Source organism: Blastococcus sp. SYSU D00922 (assembly GCF_054050495.1).
Window position 1 is genome coordinate 62,635 of record NZ_JBJGZL010000009.1, and the last position, 20,118, is coordinate 82,752.

Annotated in this window: 19 protein-coding genes; 9 read left to right on the top strand and 10 right to left on the bottom strand. The window is 74.8% G+C overall.

What is annotated here, in order from left to right; translation table 11 throughout:
* Positions 1–17 precede the first annotated feature (17 nt).
* Genes ACI78T_RS14205 through ACI78T_RS14225 form a run of 5 tightly spaced genes read left to right on the top strand, consistent with a single transcriptional unit; the run spans position 18 to position 5,722 of the window.
* Positions 18–1,379, top strand: a complete 1,362-nt coding sequence (locus ACI78T_RS14205) for an MFS transporter (protein WP_456558758.1) — start codon at positions 18–20, stop codon at positions 1,377–1,379.
* Positions 1,376–2,353: a phosphoglycerate dehydrogenase gene (locus tag ACI78T_RS14210; RefSeq protein ID WP_456558759.1), complete on the top strand. Its 978-nt coding sequence runs from the start codon at positions 1,376–1,378 to the stop codon at positions 2,351–2,353. The genes ACI78T_RS14205 and ACI78T_RS14210 overlap by 4 nt, the downstream gene beginning before the upstream one ends.
* The gene (locus tag ACI78T_RS14215; RefSeq protein WP_456558760.1) at positions 2,350–4,008 is read left to right on the top strand and encodes an FAD-binding dehydrogenase; all 1,659 of its coding nucleotides are present in this window, start codon (positions 2,350–2,352) and stop codon (positions 4,006–4,008) included. Before ACI78T_RS14210 ends, ACI78T_RS14215 begins: the two co-directional genes overlap by 4 nt.
* A gap of 29 nt (positions 4,009–4,037) precedes the next feature.
* Positions 4,038–5,420 (top strand): acyclic terpene utilization AtuA family protein, encoded by a 1,383-nt coding sequence (locus ACI78T_RS14220; protein ID WP_456558761.1) that lies wholly within the window; start codon positions 4,038–4,040, stop codon positions 5,418–5,420.
* Entirely contained in the window at positions 5,417–5,722 is a 306-nt protein-coding gene (locus ACI78T_RS14225) for a DUF4387 domain-containing protein (protein ID WP_456558762.1), read from the top strand. Before ACI78T_RS14220 ends, ACI78T_RS14225 begins: the two co-directional genes overlap by 4 nt.
* Here the strand turns inward: ACI78T_RS14225 and cydC are convergent, their stop codons facing one another.
* Genes cydC through ACI78T_RS14240 form a run of 3 tightly spaced genes read right to left on the bottom strand, consistent with a single transcriptional unit; the run spans position 5,723 to position 11,625 of the window.
* Entirely contained in the window at positions 5,723–9,037 is a 3,315-nt protein-coding gene (gene cydC, locus ACI78T_RS14230) for a thiol reductant ABC exporter subunit CydC (RefSeq protein ID WP_456558763.1), read from the bottom strand.
* Positions 9,034–10,050, bottom strand: a complete 1,017-nt coding sequence (gene cydB / locus ACI78T_RS14235; RefSeq protein WP_456558764.1) for a cytochrome d ubiquinol oxidase subunit II — start codon at positions 10,048–10,050, stop codon at positions 9,034–9,036. Before cydB ends, cydC begins: the two co-directional genes overlap by 4 nt.
* Before the next feature lie 15 nt (positions 10,051–10,065).
* Positions 10,066–11,625: a cytochrome ubiquinol oxidase subunit I gene (locus ACI78T_RS14240; protein ID WP_456558765.1), complete on the bottom strand. Its 1,560-nt coding sequence runs from the start codon at positions 11,623–11,625 to the stop codon at positions 10,066–10,068.
* A gap of 113 nt (positions 11,626–11,738) precedes the next feature.
* Between ACI78T_RS14240 and ACI78T_RS14245 the strand changes: the two genes are divergently transcribed.
* Positions 11,739–12,083: a BlaI/MecI/CopY family transcriptional regulator gene (locus ACI78T_RS14245; protein ID WP_456558766.1), complete on the top strand. Its 345-nt coding sequence runs from the start codon at positions 11,739–11,741 to the stop codon at positions 12,081–12,083.
* Positions 12,084–12,096: 13 nt separating this feature from the next.
* Positions 12,097–13,029, top strand: a complete 933-nt coding sequence (locus ACI78T_RS14250) for a M48 family metalloprotease (RefSeq protein ID WP_456558767.1) — start codon at positions 12,097–12,099, stop codon at positions 13,027–13,029.
* Here the strand turns inward: ACI78T_RS14250 and ACI78T_RS14255 are convergent.
* The 7 genes from ACI78T_RS14255 to ACI78T_RS14285 form a co-directional block, all read right to left on the bottom strand.
* Entirely contained in the window at positions 13,015–13,380 is a 366-nt protein-coding gene (locus tag ACI78T_RS14255; protein ID WP_456558768.1) for a hypothetical protein, read from the bottom strand. The genes ACI78T_RS14250 and ACI78T_RS14255 overlap by 15 nt on opposite strands.
* A 79-nt stretch (positions 13,381–13,459) precedes the next feature.
* Positions 13,460–15,754 carry a heavy metal translocating P-type ATPase gene (locus tag ACI78T_RS14260; RefSeq protein WP_456558769.1) on the bottom strand — a complete coding sequence of 765 codons (2,295 nt, stop codon included), beginning with the start codon at positions 15,752–15,754 and terminating at the stop codon, positions 13,460–13,462.
* Positions 15,751–16,668 carry a hypothetical protein gene (locus tag ACI78T_RS14265; protein ID WP_456558770.1) on the bottom strand — a complete coding sequence of 306 codons (918 nt, stop codon included), beginning with the start codon at positions 16,666–16,668 and terminating at the stop codon, positions 15,751–15,753. Before ACI78T_RS14265 ends, ACI78T_RS14260 begins: the two co-directional genes overlap by 4 nt.
* Before the next feature lies 1 nt (position 16,669).
* Complete coding sequence (locus ACI78T_RS14270) at positions 16,670–16,879, bottom strand: heavy-metal-associated domain-containing protein (RefSeq protein WP_456558771.1); 210 nt, start codon at positions 16,877–16,879, stop codon at positions 16,670–16,672.
* A 29-nt stretch (positions 16,880–16,908) separates the two neighbouring features.
* Positions 16,909–17,238: a metal-sensitive transcriptional regulator gene (locus tag ACI78T_RS14275; protein ID WP_456558772.1), complete on the bottom strand. Its 330-nt coding sequence runs from the start codon at positions 17,236–17,238 to the stop codon at positions 16,909–16,911.
* A 61-nt stretch (positions 17,239–17,299) separates the two neighbouring features.
* Positions 17,300–17,686: a helix-turn-helix domain-containing protein gene (locus tag ACI78T_RS14280; RefSeq protein ID WP_456558773.1), complete on the bottom strand. Its 387-nt coding sequence runs from the start codon at positions 17,684–17,686 to the stop codon at positions 17,300–17,302.
* A gap of 79 nt (positions 17,687–17,765) precedes the next feature.
* On the bottom strand, positions 17,766–18,269 hold the full coding sequence (locus tag ACI78T_RS14285) for an Hsp20/alpha crystallin family protein (protein WP_456558774.1): 504 nt from the start codon (positions 18,267–18,269) through the stop codon (positions 17,766–17,768).
* 160 nt (positions 18,270–18,429) lie between these two features.
* Here ACI78T_RS14285 and ACI78T_RS14290 point away from each other — a divergent pair, with 160 nt between their 5' ends.
* Together ACI78T_RS14290 and ACI78T_RS14295 are read left to right on the top strand one after the other, a co-directional pair.
* The gene (locus tag ACI78T_RS14290) at positions 18,430–18,786 is read left to right on the top strand and encodes an STAS domain-containing protein (protein WP_456558775.1); all 357 of its coding nucleotides are present in this window, start codon (positions 18,430–18,432) and stop codon (positions 18,784–18,786) included.
* A 53-nt stretch (positions 18,787–18,839) separates the two neighbouring features.
* Positions 18,840–20,114: a YibE/F family protein gene (locus tag ACI78T_RS14295; RefSeq protein ID WP_456558776.1), complete on the top strand. Its 1,275-nt coding sequence runs from the start codon at positions 18,840–18,842 to the stop codon at positions 20,112–20,114.
* Positions 20,115–20,118 lie beyond the last annotated feature (4 nt).

Consider the following 20,118-nt stretch of genomic DNA (forward strand, 5'->3'; position numbering starts at 1 on the left):
CACTCGAGGAGGAGCGCATGGCAACGGACACCCGGGTCGACCGATCGGCCGGCACCCGCAGGATCACCTTCTACGTCGCGCTCGCGGTGTTCGCGCAGGAGTCCACCTGGAACTTCTACGACAACCGGGTGCCCGAGCTGCTCCGCGAGCTCGTGCCCAGCGCCGCCGTCATCGGCCTGCTCATGGGCATGGACAACCTGCTGGGCATCGTCATCCAGCCGTGGATCGGCAACCGGTCGGACAACACCCGCACGCGGTGGGGGCGGCGCATCCCGTACCTGGCGGTGATGATGCCGGTGGCCGCGCTGCTGTTCCTGCTCATCCCGCACGCGCCCTCGCTGGGCTGGCTGATCGTCGTGATCTTCGCCTACGCGCTGGTCATGAACAGCTTCAAGCCGATCAGCGAGTCGCTGATGCCGGACTTCATCGAGCCGGCGCGGCGCAGCCGGGCCAACGCCGCGGTGAAGATCGCCTCGGCCCTGACGACGATCGTCGCGGCCCTGGTCAGCCTGCTCCTCGTCGACGACCACCCGAAGCTGGCCTTCGCGGTGCCGTCCGCCCTGATGCTGATCGCGGCCGCCGTCCTGGTGTGGCGGGTGCGGGACAGCCGCTCGCCGGCGTACCAGGCCGCGGTGGCCGAGGACCGGCGCGCATCCGGGGCGCAGGAGGAGCGCGACGAGCAGGCCCGCGCCGTCCAGGCGGCGGAGGAGGACGCCGCGACGCTGAGCTCGGGCGGCGCCGGGGTCGGGCTGCCGCTGCGAGCGGTCGTCGGCGAGCTGTTCCGGGCGGCCGACCGGAGCCGGGTGTTCCTGCTGCTCGCCGTCCTCGCGTTCGGCGGCGCGTGGGCGGGGGTGCGCTCGCTGATGACCCCCTACGGCGTCACCGCGCTCGACATGTCCGACGGCGCTGCGGGCGGGCTGACCCTGCCGAGCGGGATCGCCTTCATCCTGGCCGCCTACCCGGCGGCGATGTTCGCCGAGCGGATCGGACGGCTGCGGATCATGGCCGCCGGCGTCGCGGTGTTCGCCGCGGCGATGGTCGTCGGCCTCCTCGTCCGCACCCCGACGGTCACCGTGGTCGTGCTCTGCCTGGGTGCGGCCGGGGCCGCGGGATTCATCGTCAACGCGGTCGTCGTGCTGTGGAACCTGGCCCCGTCGTCCCGGGTGCTCGGCGCGTACACCGGCATCTACACCGTCGCCTGGGTCTCGGGCGGCTTCCTCGGCCCAGCTCTGATCGGCCTGCTGATCGACCTGACCGCCTGGGACTTCCTGCTGCTGCACACCGCCGTGCTCGCAACCCTGGCCCTCGTGGTGGTCCTCCGGCTGGACCGGCGGCACCGCCAGCGGGCGGCCGTGGACGCCGACGTCGTCCCGCTGTGACCGTGCCACCCCTCGTCCTGGTCACCACCGACTACCTGGAGCCGGGGGACGACGTCGACCTGCTCCTGCGGAGCGCCGGGTTCACCACCCGGCACCGCCCGCTGCGGGGGCCCCGCACCGAGGCCGACCTTCTCGCCGCCCTCGACGGCGTGGTCGGCGCGCTCATCGCCAACGAGCCGATGACCGCCGGGGTCCTCGCCCGCGCGCCCCGCCTGCGGGCCGTGGTGCGGACCGGCGTCGGCTACGACTCCGTGGACGTCGAGGCGGCCACCCGCGCCGGCGTCTCGGTCAGCAACCTGCCCGGCATCAACGCCAACGCCGTCGCCGAGTACACGATGGCCCTGCTGCTCGCCCAGGCGCGCCGGCTGGTCCCGGTGGCCACCGGCGTCGCCGCCGGCGGCTGGCCGCGGGAGGACGGGACCGAGCTGCGCGGGAAGGTGCTCGGGCTGATCGGGTACGGCGCCGCCGCGCGAGCCGTCGTCCCGCTGGCACAGGCGTTCGGCATGACCGTCCTGTGCGCCACCGCGGTGCCGCCCGACGAGCGCGGGACCTCGTCGGTCCGGTTCGTCGCGCTGGCCGAGCTGCTGGAGATGTCGGACTTCGTGTCCGTGCACACCGCCCTGACCCCGGCGACCCGCGGGCTGCTCGACGCGGCCGCGCTGGCCCGGATGAAGCCGACCGCGCACCTGGTCAACACCGCCCGCGGCGCGATCGTCGACGAGCAAGCGCTGGCCGACGCCGTGCGCTCCGGCCGGATGGCCGGGGCCGCGCTCGACGTCACCGCCACCGAACCGCTGGCGGCCGCCAGTCCGCTGCGGGGCGTCGACGGCATCACCGTGTTCTCGCACCTCGCCGGGCAGACCGCCGAGGCCCGCGCCGCCGCCGGGGTCGACGGGGCCCGGGAACTGCTCGCCGCCCTGCGCGGTGCCCCGCGGTACTCGCTCAACGCCCACCTCGTCGAGGGGAAGCCATGACCACCGAACGCACCGACGTCGTCGTGGTGGGTGCCGGCCTGGCCGGCCTCGTCGCCACAGCCGAGCTGGTCGACGCCGGGCGCCGGGTGCTGCTCGTCGACCAGGAGGGCGAGCAGAGCCTGGGCGGCCAGGCCTTCTGGTCCTTCGGCGGGCTCTTCTTCGTCGACTCGCCCGAGCAGCGCCGGATGGGGATCCGGGACTCGCGCGCGCTGGCCTGGCAGGACTGGCTCGGCACCGCCGGCTTCGACCGGCCCGAGGACCGGTGGCCCCGGGCCTGGGCCGAGGCCTACGTCGACTTCGCGGCGGGGGAGAAGCGGTCGTGGCTGCACAGGCAGGGCGTGCGGTTCTTCCCGCTCGTCGGGTGGGCCGAGCGCGGCGGGTACACCGCGACCGGCCCAGGCAACTCCGTGCCGCGCTTCCACGTGACCTGGGGGACCGGGCCCGGCGTCCTCGAGCCCTTCCTCCGCCGGGTGCGCGCCGGCGTGGCGAGCGGCGCCGTGCGGCTGGCGTGCCGGCACCGGGTCGACGAGGTCCTGGTCACCGGCGGGCGGGTGACCGGCGTCCGCGGCAGCGTGCTGGAACCCAGCGGTGCGCCGCGCGGGGCGTCGTCCTCGCGCACCGTCGTGGGTGACTTCGCGTTCGACGCCCAGGCCGTGGTCGTGACCTCCGGCGGCATCGGTGGCAACCACGACCTCGTCCGCGCGAACTGGCCCGAGCGGCTGGGTGCCCCGCCGGCGCACATGGTCACCGGCGTCCCCGCCCACGTGGACGGCCGGATGCTGGCGATCGCGCAGGCCGCCGGCGGAGCGGTGATCAACCCCGACCGGATGTGGCACTACGTCGAGGGCGTGCAGAACTGGGACCCGATCTGGCCCGGCCACGGCATCCGCATCCTGCCCGGCCCGTCGTCCCTGTGGTTCGACGGGAACGGCCGGCGGCTGCCGGTGCCCTTGTTCCCCGGCTTCGACACCCTCGGCACGCTCGCACACCTGCGGACGACGGGGCACGACCACAGCTGGTTCGTGCTCACGCAGAAGATCATCGAGAAGGAGTTCGCCCTCTCCGGGTCGGAGCAGAACCCCGACCTGACCGGGAAGAGCATCCGCCAGGTCCTCGGGCGGGTCCGGCCGGGCGCGGCCCCGCCGGTCGAGGCGTTCAAGGAGAAGGGCGCTGACTTCGTCGTCGCGGACACCCTCGAGGAGCTGGTGAAGGGCATGAACGCCCTCACGCCCGACGCGCCCCTGGACGTCGCGGACGTCCGGCGCGAGGTCGAGGCCCGCGACCGCGAGCTGGACCACGCGTTCACCAAGGACCTGCAGGTGGCCGCCATCCGCAACGCCCGCCACTACCGCGGCGACAAGCTGATGCGCACCGCCGCACCGCACAAGATCCTCGACCCGGAGGCGGGGCCGCTGATCGCCGTCCGGCTGCACGTGCTGACCCGCAAGACGCTCGGTGGCCTGCACACCGACCTGTCCGGTCGCGTGCTGGGCGCCGCCGGGGAGCCGGTCGACGGCCTGTACGCCGCCGGCGAGGCCAGCGGTTTCGGCGGCGGGGGCATGCACGGCTACCGGTCGCTCGAGGGCACGTTCCTCGGCGGCTGCCTCTTCTCCGGCCGGCAGGCCGGCCGCGCCGTCGCCCGGGCGACGGCATGACCCACCCCCTCGACAGGAACGAGCACCGCATGACCGGCACGACCCCTCCGGACGCCGTCCGGCTGCTGATCCCCTCGGGGATGCTCGGCAGCGGCTTCGACCCGGCAGCCATCGACCGGGGCCTGGCGATGGGCGCCGACGCGATCACCGTCGATGGCGGCTCCACCGACTCCGGCCCGTACTACCTCGGGTCGGGCACGGCGAAGACGACGGCCGCCGCGGTGGCCCGGGACCTGCGGTACCTGCTGCGGGCCGCGGCGGGCGCCGGGATCCCGCTGATCGTCGGCTCGTGCGGCACCAGCGGCACCGACTCGGGCGTCGACTGGGTCGCCGGGATCGCGGAGTCCGTGCTGCGGGAGGAGGGGCTGGAGCTGACCGTCGCCCGGATCTACAGCGAGCAGTCCGCCGCCGACCTCAAGGAACGCCTGAACGAGGGACGGGTCCACCCGCTGCCGCCGCTGGGGGACCTGGACGCCGACACGCTGGAGAGCTGCAGCCACGTCGTGGGTGTGATGGGCCACGAGCCCATCCTCGCGGCGCTGGAGGCCGGGGCCGACGTCGTCCTCGCCGGCCGGGCCACCGACACCGCCGTGGCCGCCGCGTACCCGCTGATGCGCGGCATGCCGGCCGGGCCCACCTGGCACGCGGCGAAGATCGTCGAGTGCGGCGGGCAGTGCACCACCAACCCGCGCGAGCGCGAGGTGTTCGTGACCATCGACGCCACCGGCTTCACCGTCGAGCCGCTGAGCCCCGGCACGGCCTGCACCCCGACGTCGGTTGCGGCGCACATGCTCTACGAGACGGTGAACCCGTTCACGATGCGCGAGCCCGACGGCACGATCGACGTCACCGACGCCGTCTACACCGCGCTCGACGACCGCCGGGTGCGGGTGGAGGGTTCCCGGTTCGAGCTCGCCGAGCAGAAGACCATCAAGCTCGAGGGCGCCCGCGTCGCCGGGTTCTCGACGATGTCGTTCACGGCGATCCGCGACCCGCTGATCCTGGCCGAGATCGACGACTGGGCGCGGTTCCTGCGCGAGGTGCTCACCGACCGGGTGCGGCAGACGCTGGGGCTGGAGCCGCCGCAGTACGACGTCGACATCCGGCTCTACGGGCACAACGCAGTCCTCGGGAACCTCGAGCCCGCCGACGGGCCGCCCCGCGAGGTCGGCGTGATGCTGCTCGTCAGCGCCGCCGACCAGGCCACCGCGACCGCCGTGGCCAAGGTCGCCAACCCGCTGATGCTGCACCTGCCCACCCGGGGCATGGAGTACCTGCCCAGCCTCGCCTTCGCGACGTCGCCGGCCGAGATCGAGCGGGGGGCCACCTACGAGTTCGTGCTGCACCACGTCGTGGACGTCGACGACCCGCTGAGCATGTTCCGCATCGAGATCGGCAGGAGCCAGGCATGAGCGTCACCCTCGGCGAGCTCGCGCTCGAGGTCCGGTCCAAGAACGCCGGGCCGTTCTGGGTCACGATGGAGGTGTTCATGCGCGACGCCGATGGCTACGCGACCGCCGCCGCCGTCGTCGACGAGCAGGTCATCGGACGGCTGTACGCCGTCGACCCCGCGGACGTGCAGCTGTTCCGGATTCCCGCCCTGAACGTGGTCAAGGTGTCGTTCCCGCGGCCGGTGCCGCAGGGCAGCCTGCGTGACCGCGACATGCACGCCGGCCAGCACCACGTGCCGCTCGCGGGGCTCCTGGCCGGGTAGTCAGCGGCGGGACAGCTCCGTCGCGGGGCGCAGCTCGACGACGGTGTCGCCGGGCTCGGCCAGGTCGTCGTCGTGGGTCACGCAGACGACCACCCGCCCGGCCAGCGCGGCGCGCAGGTCGCGCACCAGGGCCTGGGCCGTCGGCGGGTCCAGGTGCGCGGTCGGCTCGTCGAGGAGGACGACGTCCCGGTCGGCCAGCAGCGCCCGTGCCGCCGCCAGCCGGCGCCGCTCGCCGCCCGACAGCGCCGTACCGCCGGCGCCGACCGGGGTGTCGAGGCCGCCGGGGAGGCCGGCGAGCAAGGCACCCAGCCCGCTCGCGGCGAGCGCTGCCCGCATCCGGTGCTCGCCGTCGGCGCCGGTGAGCTCGGCGCGCGGCGCGGCGACGGCCAGGTTGGCGCGGATGGTCGACGCGAAGACGTGCGCCTCCTGCGGCAGCCAGGCGATGCGCGACCGCAGCTCGTCCCCGGCCAGCCGGGCGGTGTCGACGCCGTCCGCGCGGTAGGCCCCGGCCCGCGGGCGCAGTGCCGCCATGAGGACCGCCAGCAGCGTCGACTTCCCCGAGCCCGACGGACCGCGCACCACCAGCCACCCGTCGCCGGCGCGAGCCGCCGCGTCCAGGCCCCGCAGCACGTCGGGGCCGCCGGGCCAGCCGGCGCGCACGCCGTCCAGCTCCAGCTCGCGCACGGGGGAGGGAGCCGGGAGCGGCTGAGCCGGGTCCGGCGCCACCGGGGCGTCGAGGACGGCGTCGATGCGCTGCTGCGCGTCGGCCAGCGCGCCTCGGCGCTGCAGGGCCGCGACCATCCCGGCCAGCGGCTCGGCGAGAGCCAGCGGGGCGAGGGCGAGGACGGCGAGCGCCGGGCCGGCGACGCCCTCCCGGGCGCCGATCGCGGTCGCCAGCACCCCGGCCAGCCCGGTGGCCAGGACGACCACGCCGGTGCCGATCGCGGCGGCGCGGGTGCCGGTGCGGGCCGCGGCCGCCTGCTCGCCGGCCAGCCGGTCGAGGTCGCCCGCCACGCGGTCGGCGAGCCCGTGGGCGCGCAGGTCGGGCAGGCCCTGGAGGACGGTGGCTGTCTCCTGCAGTGCCGCCACCCGGAGGGTGCTCTCGGCGCGCGCGGCGCCCGCGTCCAGCCGGCGGTGCACCAGCAGGACGAGGGCGACGGCGACGCCCAGCACCAGCCCGACGGCGCCGGCCGCCGCCGCGTCGACCAGCGCGAGCGCGGCCACCGTCGCGGTCGGAACGACGGCCGCCACCCACAGCGGGGGCCGCACGCGGACGGTGAGGTCCTGCACGACGCCGACGTCGCCGACGACCCGGGCGAGGGCCGACCCCGGTGTGCGGTCGGCGGCGATGCCCTGCCGGGCCAGCGCCGCCCACACCCGGACCCGCGTGGCCGCGGCCAGGCGCAGGGCGGCGTCGTGGGCGGTCATCCGCTCGAGCCAGCGCAGCAGCGCCCGGCCCATCCCGAAGAAGCGCACGCCCACGATGGCGACCATCAGCGTGAGGATCGGTGGCATCTCGGCGGCGCGGACGATCAGCCAGCCCGAGACCGCGGTCAGCGCGATGCCGGCCCCCGACGACAGCGCGCCCGCCAGCACCGCCCTCCCCATCCCACCGCCGTCGGCGGGCTCGCTCCCGTCGTCGGAAGTCCGGGGACTTTCTGCACCGGAAGTCCGGGGACTTCCTGTACCGGAAGTCCCCGTGGGGGTGGGGCTGGGGAGGTCGACGGTGCGGTCGGCGAGGGCAGCGAGGACGGGGTCGTGGGTCACCAGCAGGGTGGTCACGGTGCCGCGCAGGCCGGCCAGGACCTCCGCCACGAGCGCGCGCGAGTCGTCGTCCAGGTGCGCGGTCGGCTCGTCGAGCAGCAGCAGCCGGGCGCCGCGCCGGATCCGCACCAGCGCCCGGGCGAACGCGACCTTCTGCAGCTCGCCGGGCGAGAGGGACTCCGGGGCCCGGCCGGCCAGCGCGGAGGCGCCGATCCGGGCGAGCGCCTCGACCACGTAGGCCTCGCCGACGATCTCGTCGACGCCGGGCTCCGAACCGGCGTGCCGGCGGAGCTCGTCGGCCACGGTCGCGCCCGTCGTCCGGGGGAACTGCGGAACGTACGCGACGGAGTCCGGCACACCGGTGACGGCGCCACCGACCTGGGCCCCCGGATCGACCAGCCCGGCGAGGACGGCGAGCAGCGTGGACTTGCCCGAGCCGCTCGTCCCGCGCACCGCCACCAGCTCGCCGGGACGCACGGCGAGGTCCACCGGGGGGAGCGCCGGCACCGGGCGGCCGGGGTGGGCGACGGACAGGCCGGAGACGGCGACGTCGGCGCCGCGGGGGTCGTCGTCCGGCGCCGGGCGACCGGGGACGGGCCCAGGGGCGGCGAGCACGGCCCGCGCCTCGGCGGCCGCCAGCGCGGCGTCCTCCGAGGCGTGGTGGGCCGAGCCGAGCGCGCGCAGCGGGGTGAACGCCTCCGGCGCCAGCAGCAGGGCGGTCAGCCCGAGGGCGAGCGCCATGTCGCCGTGCACCAGCCGGAGCCCGACGGTGACCGCGACCAGGGCGACCGACAGCGTGGCGATCAGCTCGAGCACCAGCGCGGAGAGGAAGGCGATCCGCAGGGTGGCCAGCGTGCGGGTGCGGTGCGCTTCGCCGAGGTGCGCCAGGGCGGCGACCTGGTCGGCGGCGCGGCCGAGTCCCACCAGCACCGGCAGCCCGCGGACCAGCTCGGCGACGTGCGCGGCGATCCGGTCCAGCGCGCGGGCGGAGTCGGCCGTTGCGGACTGCGTGTACTTCCCGACCAGGACCATGAACACCGGCACCAGCGGGAGGGTGACGGCGACGAGGACCGCCGACAGCAGGTCGGTCCAGGCGAGCACGAGCAGCAGCACCGGCGGGACGACGAGCGTCTGGGCCAGCGCCGGCAGGTAGGTCGCCAGGGCCGGCCCGAGGTCGTGCAGGCGCGTCGTGGCCAGCACCGCGGCCGGAGCCGGCCCCCCGGCGGCGGCGACGGCGGCGGGGGACACGGCCAGCCGGTCCAGCAGGTCGCGGCGCAGCCGGTCCTCCGCCCGCCGGGCGTCGCGGGCCGCCGTCATCTCGCCGACGGTGCCGGCGAGGGCCCGCAACGTCACACCGAGGACGGCGAGCGCCAGCGGGGTGCCCACGTCCCCGTCGGCGTGGCCGGTGGCGCGGGCGACCGCGTGCGCCAGACCGGCGGCGAGCAGAACGAGGCCCGCCGTCTGGGCGAGCGCCGCGAGCGCGGCCCGGACGAGCGCGCCGGTCAGCCCCGGGACGCCGGCCAGCGCGCCGAGGGGGCCCGTGCCGCTCATGCGTGGGCCTCGACCGGCTCCTCGTGCACCGGCTCGGCGGTCAGCCGCGTGCGGAACACCCAGTAGGTCCAGGCCTGGTAGGCGAGCACGACCGGCAGCCCGACGGCGGCCGCCCAGGTCATGACCGTGAGGGTGTAGTCGCTGACGGAGGCGTCGGCGACGGTCACGTCGAAGGCGGCGTCGATCGTCGAGGGGACGACGACCGGGTAGGCCGCACCGAAGATCGTGGCGGCCGACGCGACGAGCAGCACGGCCCACGCGGCGAAGGCCTGGCCCTCGGCGTCGACCTTCACGCGGGCCCAGGCGACGACGACGGCCAGTGCCGCCACCAGCCACAGCGCCCCGGTCACCGGCGTGCCCGAGTCCAGGTGCACCCAGCCGGCCCAGGCCAGCAGCGGAAGGGCGGCCAGGGGGGACCAGCGCAGGGCGAACGCCCGCGCCCGCAGCCGCACGTCGCCGTCGACCTTGAGCGCCAGGAAGAGCGCGCCGTGCACCAGGGAGAAGGCGAGCACCGCGACCGCGCCCAGCAGCGCCGGCCAGCCGAGGCCCGAGAGGGCCCCGCCGACCCGGGTGCCGTCGGCGTCGATCGGCAGGCCCAGCGTGGTCGCGCCGAGCGCCGCCCCGATGCCCAGGGCGGCGATCAGCGAGCCGGTGGTGATGACCCACGTCCAGCTCGAGTCCCACGCCGGCGTGTGGTGCGAGTGCCGCCACTCGAACGCCACCGCGCGGATGATCAGCCCGAAGAGCACCAGCACGAACGGCAGGTACAAGGCGGGCAGCCAGGTGGCGTACCAGCCGGGGAAGGCGGCGAACACCGCGCCGGCGGCGGTGATCAGCCAGACCTCGTTGCCGTCCCAGAGCGGTCCGATGCTGCGCAGCATGAGGTGCCGGTCCTGCGTCCGGCGGCCGAGCACCGGCAGCAGCGCCGCGACGCCGAAGTCGAACCCCTCGAGCAGCAGGAAGCCGATCCAGAGCACCGCCACGGCGACGAACCAGAGGGTCTGCAGGTCCATGTCAGCTGTCCGTTCCTAGTAGGCGAACGAGAGGACGTCGTCGTCGCGGCGGCCGCCGTCGGACCCACCGGGCAGGTCGTCGTCCGGGCCGCCGTCGGGCGTGTGCCCCGGCACCGGGGCGCCGTCCCCGGTGGTGACGCCGCGCCGGACGAACCGGGTGAGCAGCCAGAGCTCGACGACGGCGAGCGCGCCGTAGACGGCGGCCAGCGAGATCAGCGACGTCCACACCTCGGCGGCGGAGATGCCGGGGGAGACGGCCTGTGCGGTGAAGAAGTACACCTGCTCGTCGACCGGGACGTCGGGGTTCGGGTAGACGACGAAGGGCTGGCGGCCCATCTCGGTGAAGATCCAGCCGGTCGCGTTGGCGACGAACGGCGCGGCCACCGCCAGCAGCGAGCCGTAGACGCCGATCCGCGAGGTCGGCACCCGGCCCTTCCGCGTCGCCCAGAGCGCGTAGGCCGCGACGGCCGCCGAGACCGCACCCATGCCGATCATCAGCCGGAAGCTCCAGTAGGTGACCGCGAGGACCGGCGTGTAGTCGATCGGCTCGCCGGCCTTGTCGCCGAAGCTCGGGTCGTCGGGGTAGGTCTCGCCGTAGACGGCGGCGTACTCCTCCTGCAGCTCGTTCACGCCGGGGACGGCGGTGGAGAAGTCGCCGTGGGCGAGGTAGCTGAGGATGTACGGGATCGTGATCGAGTGGACGTCGTCGCACTCGTTGTTCCCGAGCTTGCCCCAGGCGAAGATCGAGAACGACGCCGGCGCCTCGGTCTCGCAGAGCGCCTCGGCCGAGCTCATCTTCAGCGGCTGCTGCTCGTACATCAGCTTGCCCTGCCAGTCGCCGGTGAGCGCCACGAGGACGAACGCGGCCAGTGACACCCAGCCGCCCAGCCGCACCGAGCGGCGCCACACGCTGTGATCGACGTCGGTCGTGGGCTGCTCGGCGAGCTTCCGCTTCCGCAGGTGCCAGAGGCCGACGCCGACGAGCAGCGCGCCCGCGACCATGAGCGCGGCGACGATGGCGTGGCTGAAGGCGGCCAGCGCGGTGTTGTTGGTCAGGACGGCGAGGAAGTCGACCTGCAGCGGGCGGCCGGTCTCGTCGTCGGTGACGACGCCGACCGGGTGCTGCATCCACGAGTTGGCCGCGATGATGAAGTACGCGCTGACGATCGAGCCGATGACGGCGGCCCACAGCGTCGCGAGGTGCACCTTCTTCGGGATGCGGCCCCAGCCGAAGATCCACAGGCCCAGGAACGTCGACTCGAGGAAGAACGCGAGCAGCGCCTCGAGGGCCAGCAGCGAGCCGAAGACGTCGCCGACGAAGCGCGAGTACTCGCTCCAGGCGAGGCCGAACTGGAACTCCTGGACCAGGCCGGTGGCGACGCCGAGGACGAAGTTGATCAGGTAGACGCGGCCCCAGAAGCGGGTCATCCGCAGCCACTCGGGCTTGTCGGTGCGCACCCACATCGTGTGCATGACCGCGACCAGGATCCCCAGCCCGATGGTCAGCGGGACCATCAGGAAGTGGTAGACGGTCGTGATCCCGAACTGCCAGCGCGCCACGTCCAGGACGTCCACGGCCACTCCTCGTCTCGGCGTCGTACGATCGACACGTTCTTTCTACGCCGAGTAGAAGAGTTCTTCTACGACACGTAGAAGAGTCGGATGTGAGACGGACGACAGGAGGGCCGATGGCCTCGCTCGGGGACCTGGAGCGCGCGGTCATGGAGCGGCTGTGGGCCGCCGACGGTCCGGTCGCCGCGACGACGCTGCGCGACGAGCTGGCCGACCGCGGGGTGGCGCTGACGACAGTGCACACGGTCCTGACCCGGCTGGAGCAGAAGGGGTTCGTCGTCCACGACGACGCCCGCCCCCGCGGGTTCTCCGCCCGCTCGAGCCGCGCGGACCACGCCGCGGAGCTGATGCGCGAGGTGCTCGGCCAGGCGGGTGACCGGCAGGCCGTGCTGGCCCGCTTCGTCGGCAGCGTCGACGAGGACGAGGCCCGGATGCTGCGCGAGCTGCTCGCCGGCGCCTGACGTCCCCACCCCCGTGCTGCCCGCGACCGCGGCCGCCCTCGCCGTCCTGGCCGCGCTGCTGGCCTGGCCGGTGCCGGCGCTGCTCGCCCGGGCGCGCTGGCCGCGCCGCGACCCGCTGGTCGCGCTGGTCTGCTGGCAGGCGATCGGGCTGGCCGGTGGCCTGTCGATCATCGGGGCGCTGCTGGTGCACGGCCTGGCGCCCTGGGGTCACTCGCTGCCCGAGGCGGTGTGGTCGGTGGTCACCGGGCACCCGGCGGCCGACCCGGTGCGCGGTGACCACTGGGTCTCGCTGACCCTCGCCGCCGTCCTGGCGTCGGAGCTGCTGGGGGTGCTCGCGCTCTCCTGGGTCCGGACCGCCCGCACCCGCCGCCGGCACCGGGACCTGCTGGAGCTGGTCGTCCAGCCGTCGGCCGACCTGCCCGACACCCGGCTGCTCGAGCACCCCGCGCCGGTCGCGTTCTGCATCCCGGGCGCGCGGCCGCTGCTGGTGCTGTCGTCGGGGATGGTGGCCGAGCTCGACGGGGACGAGGTCGCCGCGGTGGTCGCGCACGAGCGGGCGCACCTGCGCGAGCACCACCACCTGCTGCTCCTGCCGTTCGTCGCGTGGGAGGCGGCGCTGCCGGTGCTGCCCGCCGCGGCCCGGGCGCACGCGGCGGTGCGCGAGCTGGTCGAGATGCGGGCCGACGACGTCGCGCTGGCCTCGCTGTCGGGCACGGCGCCGCGGCGGACGCTGGCGAAGGCGATCGTCACCGCCGCCGGGGGAGCGGGCGGGACGGGCGTGCCGAGCGGCGCGCTCGCGGTCGCCGGGGGCGCGACCGGTGCGCGGGTGGTCCGCCTGCTCGAGCCGCCGCGTCCGCTGCCGGCGGCCGCCCGCTGGGTCGCGCTGACCGCGGCCGGGCTGCTGCTGCTCCTGCCGACCGCGCTGCTGCTCCTACCGGCGCTCTGAGCGCGGGGCGGACGCCAGCGCGACGGCGGCGTACGCCGCGGCCAGCCCGCCGCTGATCCGCGCGGCGCGGCCGTAGCGGGGCGAGGCGACGAACGGCACCATGCTCGCCGCGTGGGCGAGGTCGACCGCCGAACCGAGCCGGACGAGCGCCGGGCGTGGGGCCACGAGCACGGCACCGTGCTGGGCGAGGAGCCGCGCGCCGAGGACGCGGACCAGCCAGAGGCGTTCCCGCGGGAACGCCGGCGCGACCGCGTCCACGATCTGCTGCGGCCGCGTGAGCAGCGCGATGCCGGACCACGCGCCCGCAGCCGCCATGAGCCGGGTCAGGCCTCGTCGCCGGACGTCGTGCACTGCGCCTCCCGCGGGGGTTCTCGGATGCTCTGCCTCTGCTTACAGGACGGAGCAGAGGCAGAGCATCCGCGGGGTGCCGTCAGGCGCCCAGATGCGCCGGGTCGCGGGCGGGGCGGCCGGAGGGTGCGGCCGTCGTGGCGTCGCGGTTCTCCTCCAGCGGCGCGAAGCCGCGCAGCCGCAGGCTGTTGGTCACCACGAACACCGAGCTGAACGCCATGGCGGCGCCCGCGATCATCGGGTTGAGCAGCCCGGCCGCGGCCAGCGGGATCGCGGCCACGTTGTAGGCGAAGGCCCAGAACAGGTTGCCCTTGATCGTCGACAGCGTGCGGCGGGAGAGCCGGATCGCGTCGGCGGCCACCCGCAGGTCGCCGCGGACGAGGGTCAGATCGCTCGCCTGGATCGCCACGTCGGTGCCGGTGCCCATCGCCAGGCCGAGGTCGGCCTGGGCGAGGGCCGGGGCGTCGTTCACGCCGTCCCCGACCATCGCCACGGTGCGCCCCTCGTCCTGCAGCCGCCGGACGACGTCGACCTTGTCCTTCGGCAGGACCTCGGCGATCACCGTGCCGATGCCGACCTCCGCAGCCACCGTCCGCGCGACGGTCTCGTTGTCGCCGGTGAGCAGCACCGGCGTGAGACCGAGGTCGCGCAGCTGCCGGACGGCCGCGGCCGAGCCCGGCTTCACCGCGTCGGCGACGACCAGCACGCCGCGCGCGGCGCCGTCCCAGCCGACCGCGACGGCGGTGCGGCCGGCCGCCTCCGCGTCGGCGGCGGCGCGCTCGAGTGCGGGGGAGAGGGTCAGCGACCAGTCGGCCAGCAGGGACCGGCGACCCACGACGACCGCCGCACCGTCGACGACGCCGTGCACCCCGAGCCCCTCGACGTTGGCGAAGCCCTCGACCGGGGGCAGGGCGCCGGTGCGCTCCGCGGCCGCGCGGGCCACCGCCTGGGCGATCGGGTGCTCCGACGCCGCCTCGAGCGCGCCGGCCAGCCGCAGCACCCGGTGGGCGTCCTCGCCCTCCGCGGGGACGACGTCGAGCAGGGTCATCCGGCCGGTCGTGACGGTGCCGGTCTTGTCGAGCACGACGGTGTCCACCCGGCGGGTGTTCTCGAGGACCTCCGGGCCCTTGATCAGGATGCCGAGCTGCGCGCCGCGGCCGGTGCCCACCATGAGCGCCGTGGGCGTGGCCAGCCCGAGGGCGCAGGGGCAGGCGATGATCAGCACCGCCACGGCGGCGGTGAACGCGGCGGGCAGCCCGGCGCCGGTCCCGATCCAGAAGCCGAGCGTCGCCACGGTGAGCGTGAGGACGATCGGCACGAAGATGCCGGAGATCCGGTCGGCGAGCCGCTGGACCTCCGCCTTGCCGTTCTGGGCGTCCTCGACCAGGCGGGCCATCTGCGCCAGCTGCGTCTCCGAGCCGACGCGGGTGGCCCGGACGACCAGCCGGCCGCCGGCGTTGACGGTGGCGCCCGCGACGGTGTCGCCGGGGCCGACCTCCACCGGCACGGACTCGCCGGTGAGCATCGAGGCGTCGACGGCGGAGGAGCCCTCGGTGACCTCGCCGTCGGCGGCGATCTTCTCGCCGGGCCGGACGACGAACAGGTCGCCCACCGCCAGCTGGTCGACCGGCACCCGGCGCTCCGTGCCGCCGCGGAGGACCGAGACCTCCTTGGCCCCGAGCTCCAGCAGCGCGCGCAGGGCGGCGCCGGCCTGCCGCTTGGACCGGGCCTCGAAGTACCGGCCGGCGAGGATGAACGTCGTCACCCCTGCGGCGGCCTCCAGGTAGATGTTCCCGCTGCCCTCGGTCCGGGCGATGGTGAGCTCGAACGGGTGCGTCATCCCCGGCACCCCGGCGGTGCCGAGGAACAGCGCGTACAGCGACCAGCCGAAGGCGGCCAGCGTGCCCAGCGACACCAGGGTGTCCATGGTGGCCGCGCCGTGCCGCAGGTTCGTCCACGCCGCGCGGTGGAACGGCGCGCCGCCCCACACGACGACGGGTGCCGCCAGCGTCAGCGAGAGCCACTGCCAGTACTCGAACTGCAGCGCCGGGACCATCGCCATCGCGACGACCGGGACGCTGAGCACGGTCGAGACGAGCAGCCGGGTCCGCAGCGACCGCACCGGATCGGCGGGCGCCTCGGCCGGCTCCTCCGCCGCGGGGCGGGGCAGCTCGGCCGTGTAGCCGGTCTTCTCGACGGTCGCGATCAGGTCGTCGGGCGTGACGCCCTCGCCGAAGCTGACCTTGGCCTTCTCCGTCGCGTAGTTGACCGTGGCGGTCACGCCGTCGAGCTTGTTGAGCTTCTTCTCGATCCGGTTGGCGCACGACGCGCAGGTCATGCCGCCGATCAGCAGCTCGACATCGGTGGTGGTGGTCATCCGTGCGCCTCCTCGTCCGCTCGCGCGGCAACCGTGAAGGCCGCCGTCCGGACGACGTCGTCGTGCTTGAAGTCGAGGAACAGCCGGTAGGCGCCGGCCGAGGGGGCGGTCGTGGCGAACCGGACGTGCGGACCGGAGGTGGCCGCCGCACCGGCCGCCTCGTCGACCGGGTGGGCGTGCAGGTAGGCGAGGTCGCCGTCGCGGAGCACCACCAGGTGCCCGAAGGCGCCCAGGTAGGGCTGCAGGTCGGTGACGGGCACGCCGTCGCGGCTGACGCTCAGCGTCAGCTCCGACTCCCGGCCCGGCTCGAGGGAGCCGGTCAGGACGACGGTGAACCCGTCGACCTCCGTGGTCAGCGTCTCGGCCGGCAGCGGCGCGGGGGAGTACTCGCCGGGGACGGCGAGGTCGGCGCCCAGGGTGAGGTCCTCGCCGAGCGCGGTGGGCGTGAAGTCGGCGAACAGCCGCCAGGCACCCGGGTCCAGCGCGAGCGGCACCCGCCACACGCCGTCGTCCCCGAGCTCGGGGTGGACGTGCTGGAAGCCGGTCAGGTCGCGCCGGACGGCGATGAGGTGCAGGTCGACGTCGTGCTCGACGTCGTACGCGGTGACCGCCTCGCCGTCGGGCCCGACGATGCGGAACTCGACCGGGGCGGCCGGGCCCGCGGGGAGCTCCCGCGCACCCAGCTCCAGGGTGTAGCCGCTCCGCGAGACCGCCAGCCCGTCGGGCAGGTCGGTCGCCGCGGCCGCGTGCCCGCCGTCGTCGTGGCCGCCGGCCGGCTCGCCGCCCATGGCGTGGTCGTCCGCCGGCGCCTCCACCGAGCCCACCGGGCCGACGGCGGTGCCGACGCCGAGGGCCGCGCCGAACGCGGCCACCAGTCCGACCCCGAAGGCGGCGAGCTTCACCGGCGTGTTCACGTCAGCTGCCCGCGACCTCGTAGCCGGCTTCCTCGACGGCGGCGCGGACGGCGCCCTCCTCGACGGGCGCGTCGCTGGTGACGGTCAGCCCTCCGCTGGCGAGGTCGACGTCGACGCCGGTGACGCCGGGGACCTGGGAGACCTCCTCGGTCACCGCGCTGACGCAGTGGCCGCAGGTCATGCCGACGACGGTGTAGGTGGCGGTGCTCATGGGGGTGCCTCTCGGGGTGGGGGTGGGGATCAGGAACGGACGAGGCGGGCGATGGCCTCGGCGGCCTCGCGCACCTTCTCGTCGGCCTCGCGGCCGCCGGCACGGGCGGCGTCGACGACGCAGTGGCTCATGTGCTCCTCGAGCAGGCCGAGCGCGACCGACTGCAGCGCCTTCGTCATGGCGGAGACCTGCGTGAGGATGTCGATGCAGTACTTCTCGTCCTCGACCATGCGCTGCAGACCGCGGGCCTGGCCCTCGATGCGGCGCAGCCGCTTGAGGTAGTCGTCCTTGCGGTGGATGTAGCCGTGCTGGTGGTCGTGGTCGTGCTGCTCCTGAGGAGCCTGCTCGGCGATCTCCATGGCGGTCCCTCCTGCCGGTCGCGTCGGCCGCGACGCAGAAGGAACTATACCCCCCTAGGGTTTATGGAGCCAGGGGGTCGTCGGAACGGGGAGGGTCCGGTCGCAGCCGGGCGACGTCGGAACGGAGCTGCTCGGCGTCGGCGCGGGCGGACGCGAGCTCGTCCTGCAGACCGACGATGGTCTCCGCCGAGGCGAGGGAGTGCCCGTCGTCGAGGAGGCCGCGCATGCGTGCGGCGTAGGACAGCTGGGCGCGGGAGTAGCGGCGGTGCCCGCCGGGGGAGCGGTGCGGCTGGAGCACGCCGGAGGTGTCGAGGCTGCGCAGGAAGGCCGCCTGGACGCCGAGGAGTGCGGCCGCCTGGCTCATCGTCAGCGCCGGGTAGTCCGGGTCGTCGAGCCGGCTCAGCGGGTCGGGCTCGGGGGTGCCGGGCGTCGGTGCATCGGCGGTCATCGCCGTCCCTCCTGACGGTCGGTGGGAACGCCTCGGGGCCGGGTCCGCGGGTGGGACCCGGCCCCGAGGGCGCCGGCGATCAGCTCTCGACCGCCTTCTGCTCCTGGTGCTCGGCGGACTCGCCCTCGATGGTGCGGCCCTCCACCGCGGTCGGTACGTCCGCGCGGGTCACCGTGATCTTGCGGGCCTTGGCCTTCTCGGCCACCGGGATGCTCACGGTCAGCACGCCGTCGTGGTAGCTGGCCTCGAGCCGGTCGGTGTCCAGGCTGCGGCCGAGGACCAGCTGCCGGGTGTAGCTGCCGAAGGGGCGCTCGGCGATCGTCCACTCGGCGTTCTCCAGCTGCGGGACCGAGCGCTCGGCGCTCACCGTCAGCGTGTTGCCCTCGACCGACAGGTCGATCGAGCCCGGGTCGACACCGGGGAGGTCGAAGTGGGCGACGAAGTTGTCGCCGACGCGGTAGGCGTCCATCGGCATGCCCGAGAGCGGGCGGGCGGTGCTCGAGCCCGCGCGGCCGGTCAGCTGGTCCAGCGCACGGAAGGCGGCGGACGTGGCGGCGAACGGGTCGTAGGCGGTCAGCATCATGGCTCTGCAACCTCCTGGTCGGTCTGGCTGGTTCGCTGCCCGAGGAGTAAACCTCTAGTGGCGACTGGAGATTACCTCGCTCGGTCGTTCGAGTAAACGTCCGGCGCCCGAGAAAATTCCTCGCGAGTGAAGTCCGCCCGCCCGGGGCACTCTCGCCGACGTGGAGGAGACGAGCAGCACCGCCGGGGAGCCCCAGGTCGCCCACGAGGTCCAGGACGGCGTCGCCCGGGTGACCGTCGCCGGGGAGCTCACCGACGCCGCGCGCCGGCCCCTCGTCCGCGTGCTGACCGATCTGCTGCTGGGCCAGCCCGCGCCCGGCCGCGTGGAGCTGGACCTGTCAGGAGTGGGCTTCATGAACTCCGCGGGCATGGCGGTGCTCGTGCAGCTGCAGAAGCTCGCCGCACCGCGCGGCATCGAGGTGGCGCTGGTGCGCCCGACCCCCGCGGTCGTCCGGCCGCTCCAGCTCAGCGGGCTGTGGCACCGCTTCCCGATCGAAGGTGCGTCCGCTCCGTCCTGACCGCTCGCGGTGTCGGGCGGCGCCGGCGGTGCGTCGGCTCCTAGCCTGACCGGGTGCCGCCCAGCCACGACCACAGCCACGGACCCGACCCCGACGCCCCGCCGCCGAGCCCCGAGGCGCTGGGCAGACGCCGGCGGGCCGTCTGGCTCATGCTGCTGCTGCTCGTCCCGGTCGGGCTGGCGACGGTCATCGGCTTGATCGCGCTCTGGCCGTCCGGTGAGCCGACCCCTGCCGAACAGGCCGCCGCGGTCGCGCTCCCACCCGGCACCACGTACCCGGACGCCCGCGTGGTGTCGCTGGAGACCTTCGACTGCGGGGTCGACCCGTCCGCACCGCCGCAGACGTGCGCCACCGCTGTCATGGAGATCCTCGACGGCGAGGGGGCCGGTGACTACGAGCAGGTGGAACTCCCGCCCGAGGTGGTCTCTGCCGGCGTGGCCGAGGGCGACACCTTCGTGCTCACCCGCGACGCGGGCGCCGAGGGCGGACCCACCTACGGCTTCTACGACTACGAGCGCGACCTCCCGATCATCGTTCTCGCCGTCACCTTCGCGGTCGTCGTGGGGCTCGTGGCGCGGCTGCGAGGGCTGGCCTCACTCGTCGGGCTGGCGTTCGCGTTCTTCGTCCTGCTCCAGTTCATGCTGCCCGCGTTGCTGAGCGAGGACTCGCCGACCCTGGTCAGCCTCGTCGGCTCGGCGGCGATCATGTTCGTGGTCCTGTACCTCGCGCACGGGTTCTCCGCGCGGACGACGACGGCGCTCGTGGGGACGCTCTTCGGGCTCACCCTGGTCGCGGTCCTGGGGTCGGTCGCCGTCTCCACCGCCCGCCTCACCGGGCTCACCAGCGAGGAGACCGTGACGCTGCAGGGCTACGACCCGACGTTGAGCTTCTCCGGTCTGGTGCTCGCCGGCATCGTGGTGGCGGGACTCGGCGTCCTCAACGACGTCACGATCACCCAGGCGTCGGCCATCTGGCAGCTGAAGGAGGTCTCGCCGGAGATGTCCTGGCGCGAGCTGTACTCGCGGGGGATGGCCGTGGGTCGCGACCACATCGCCTCGACCGTCTACACGATCGTCTTCGCCTATGCCGGCGCCGCGCTGCCGCTGCTGCTGCTCTTCGAGGTCTACCCGACGCCGATCTGGACGCTGATCACCAGCTCGGCGCTCGCCGAGGAGGTCATCCGCACACTGGTGGGCGCGATCGCCCTCGTCCTGGCCGTGCCGGTGACGACGGCCGCCGGCGCGTTCTTCGCCAAGGCCGCGGACACCGAGGCGGGCGCCGCGACCGAGCGCCGGGTGACCGCGCTGCGGGCCCGCTTCGCCCGATGAGTCA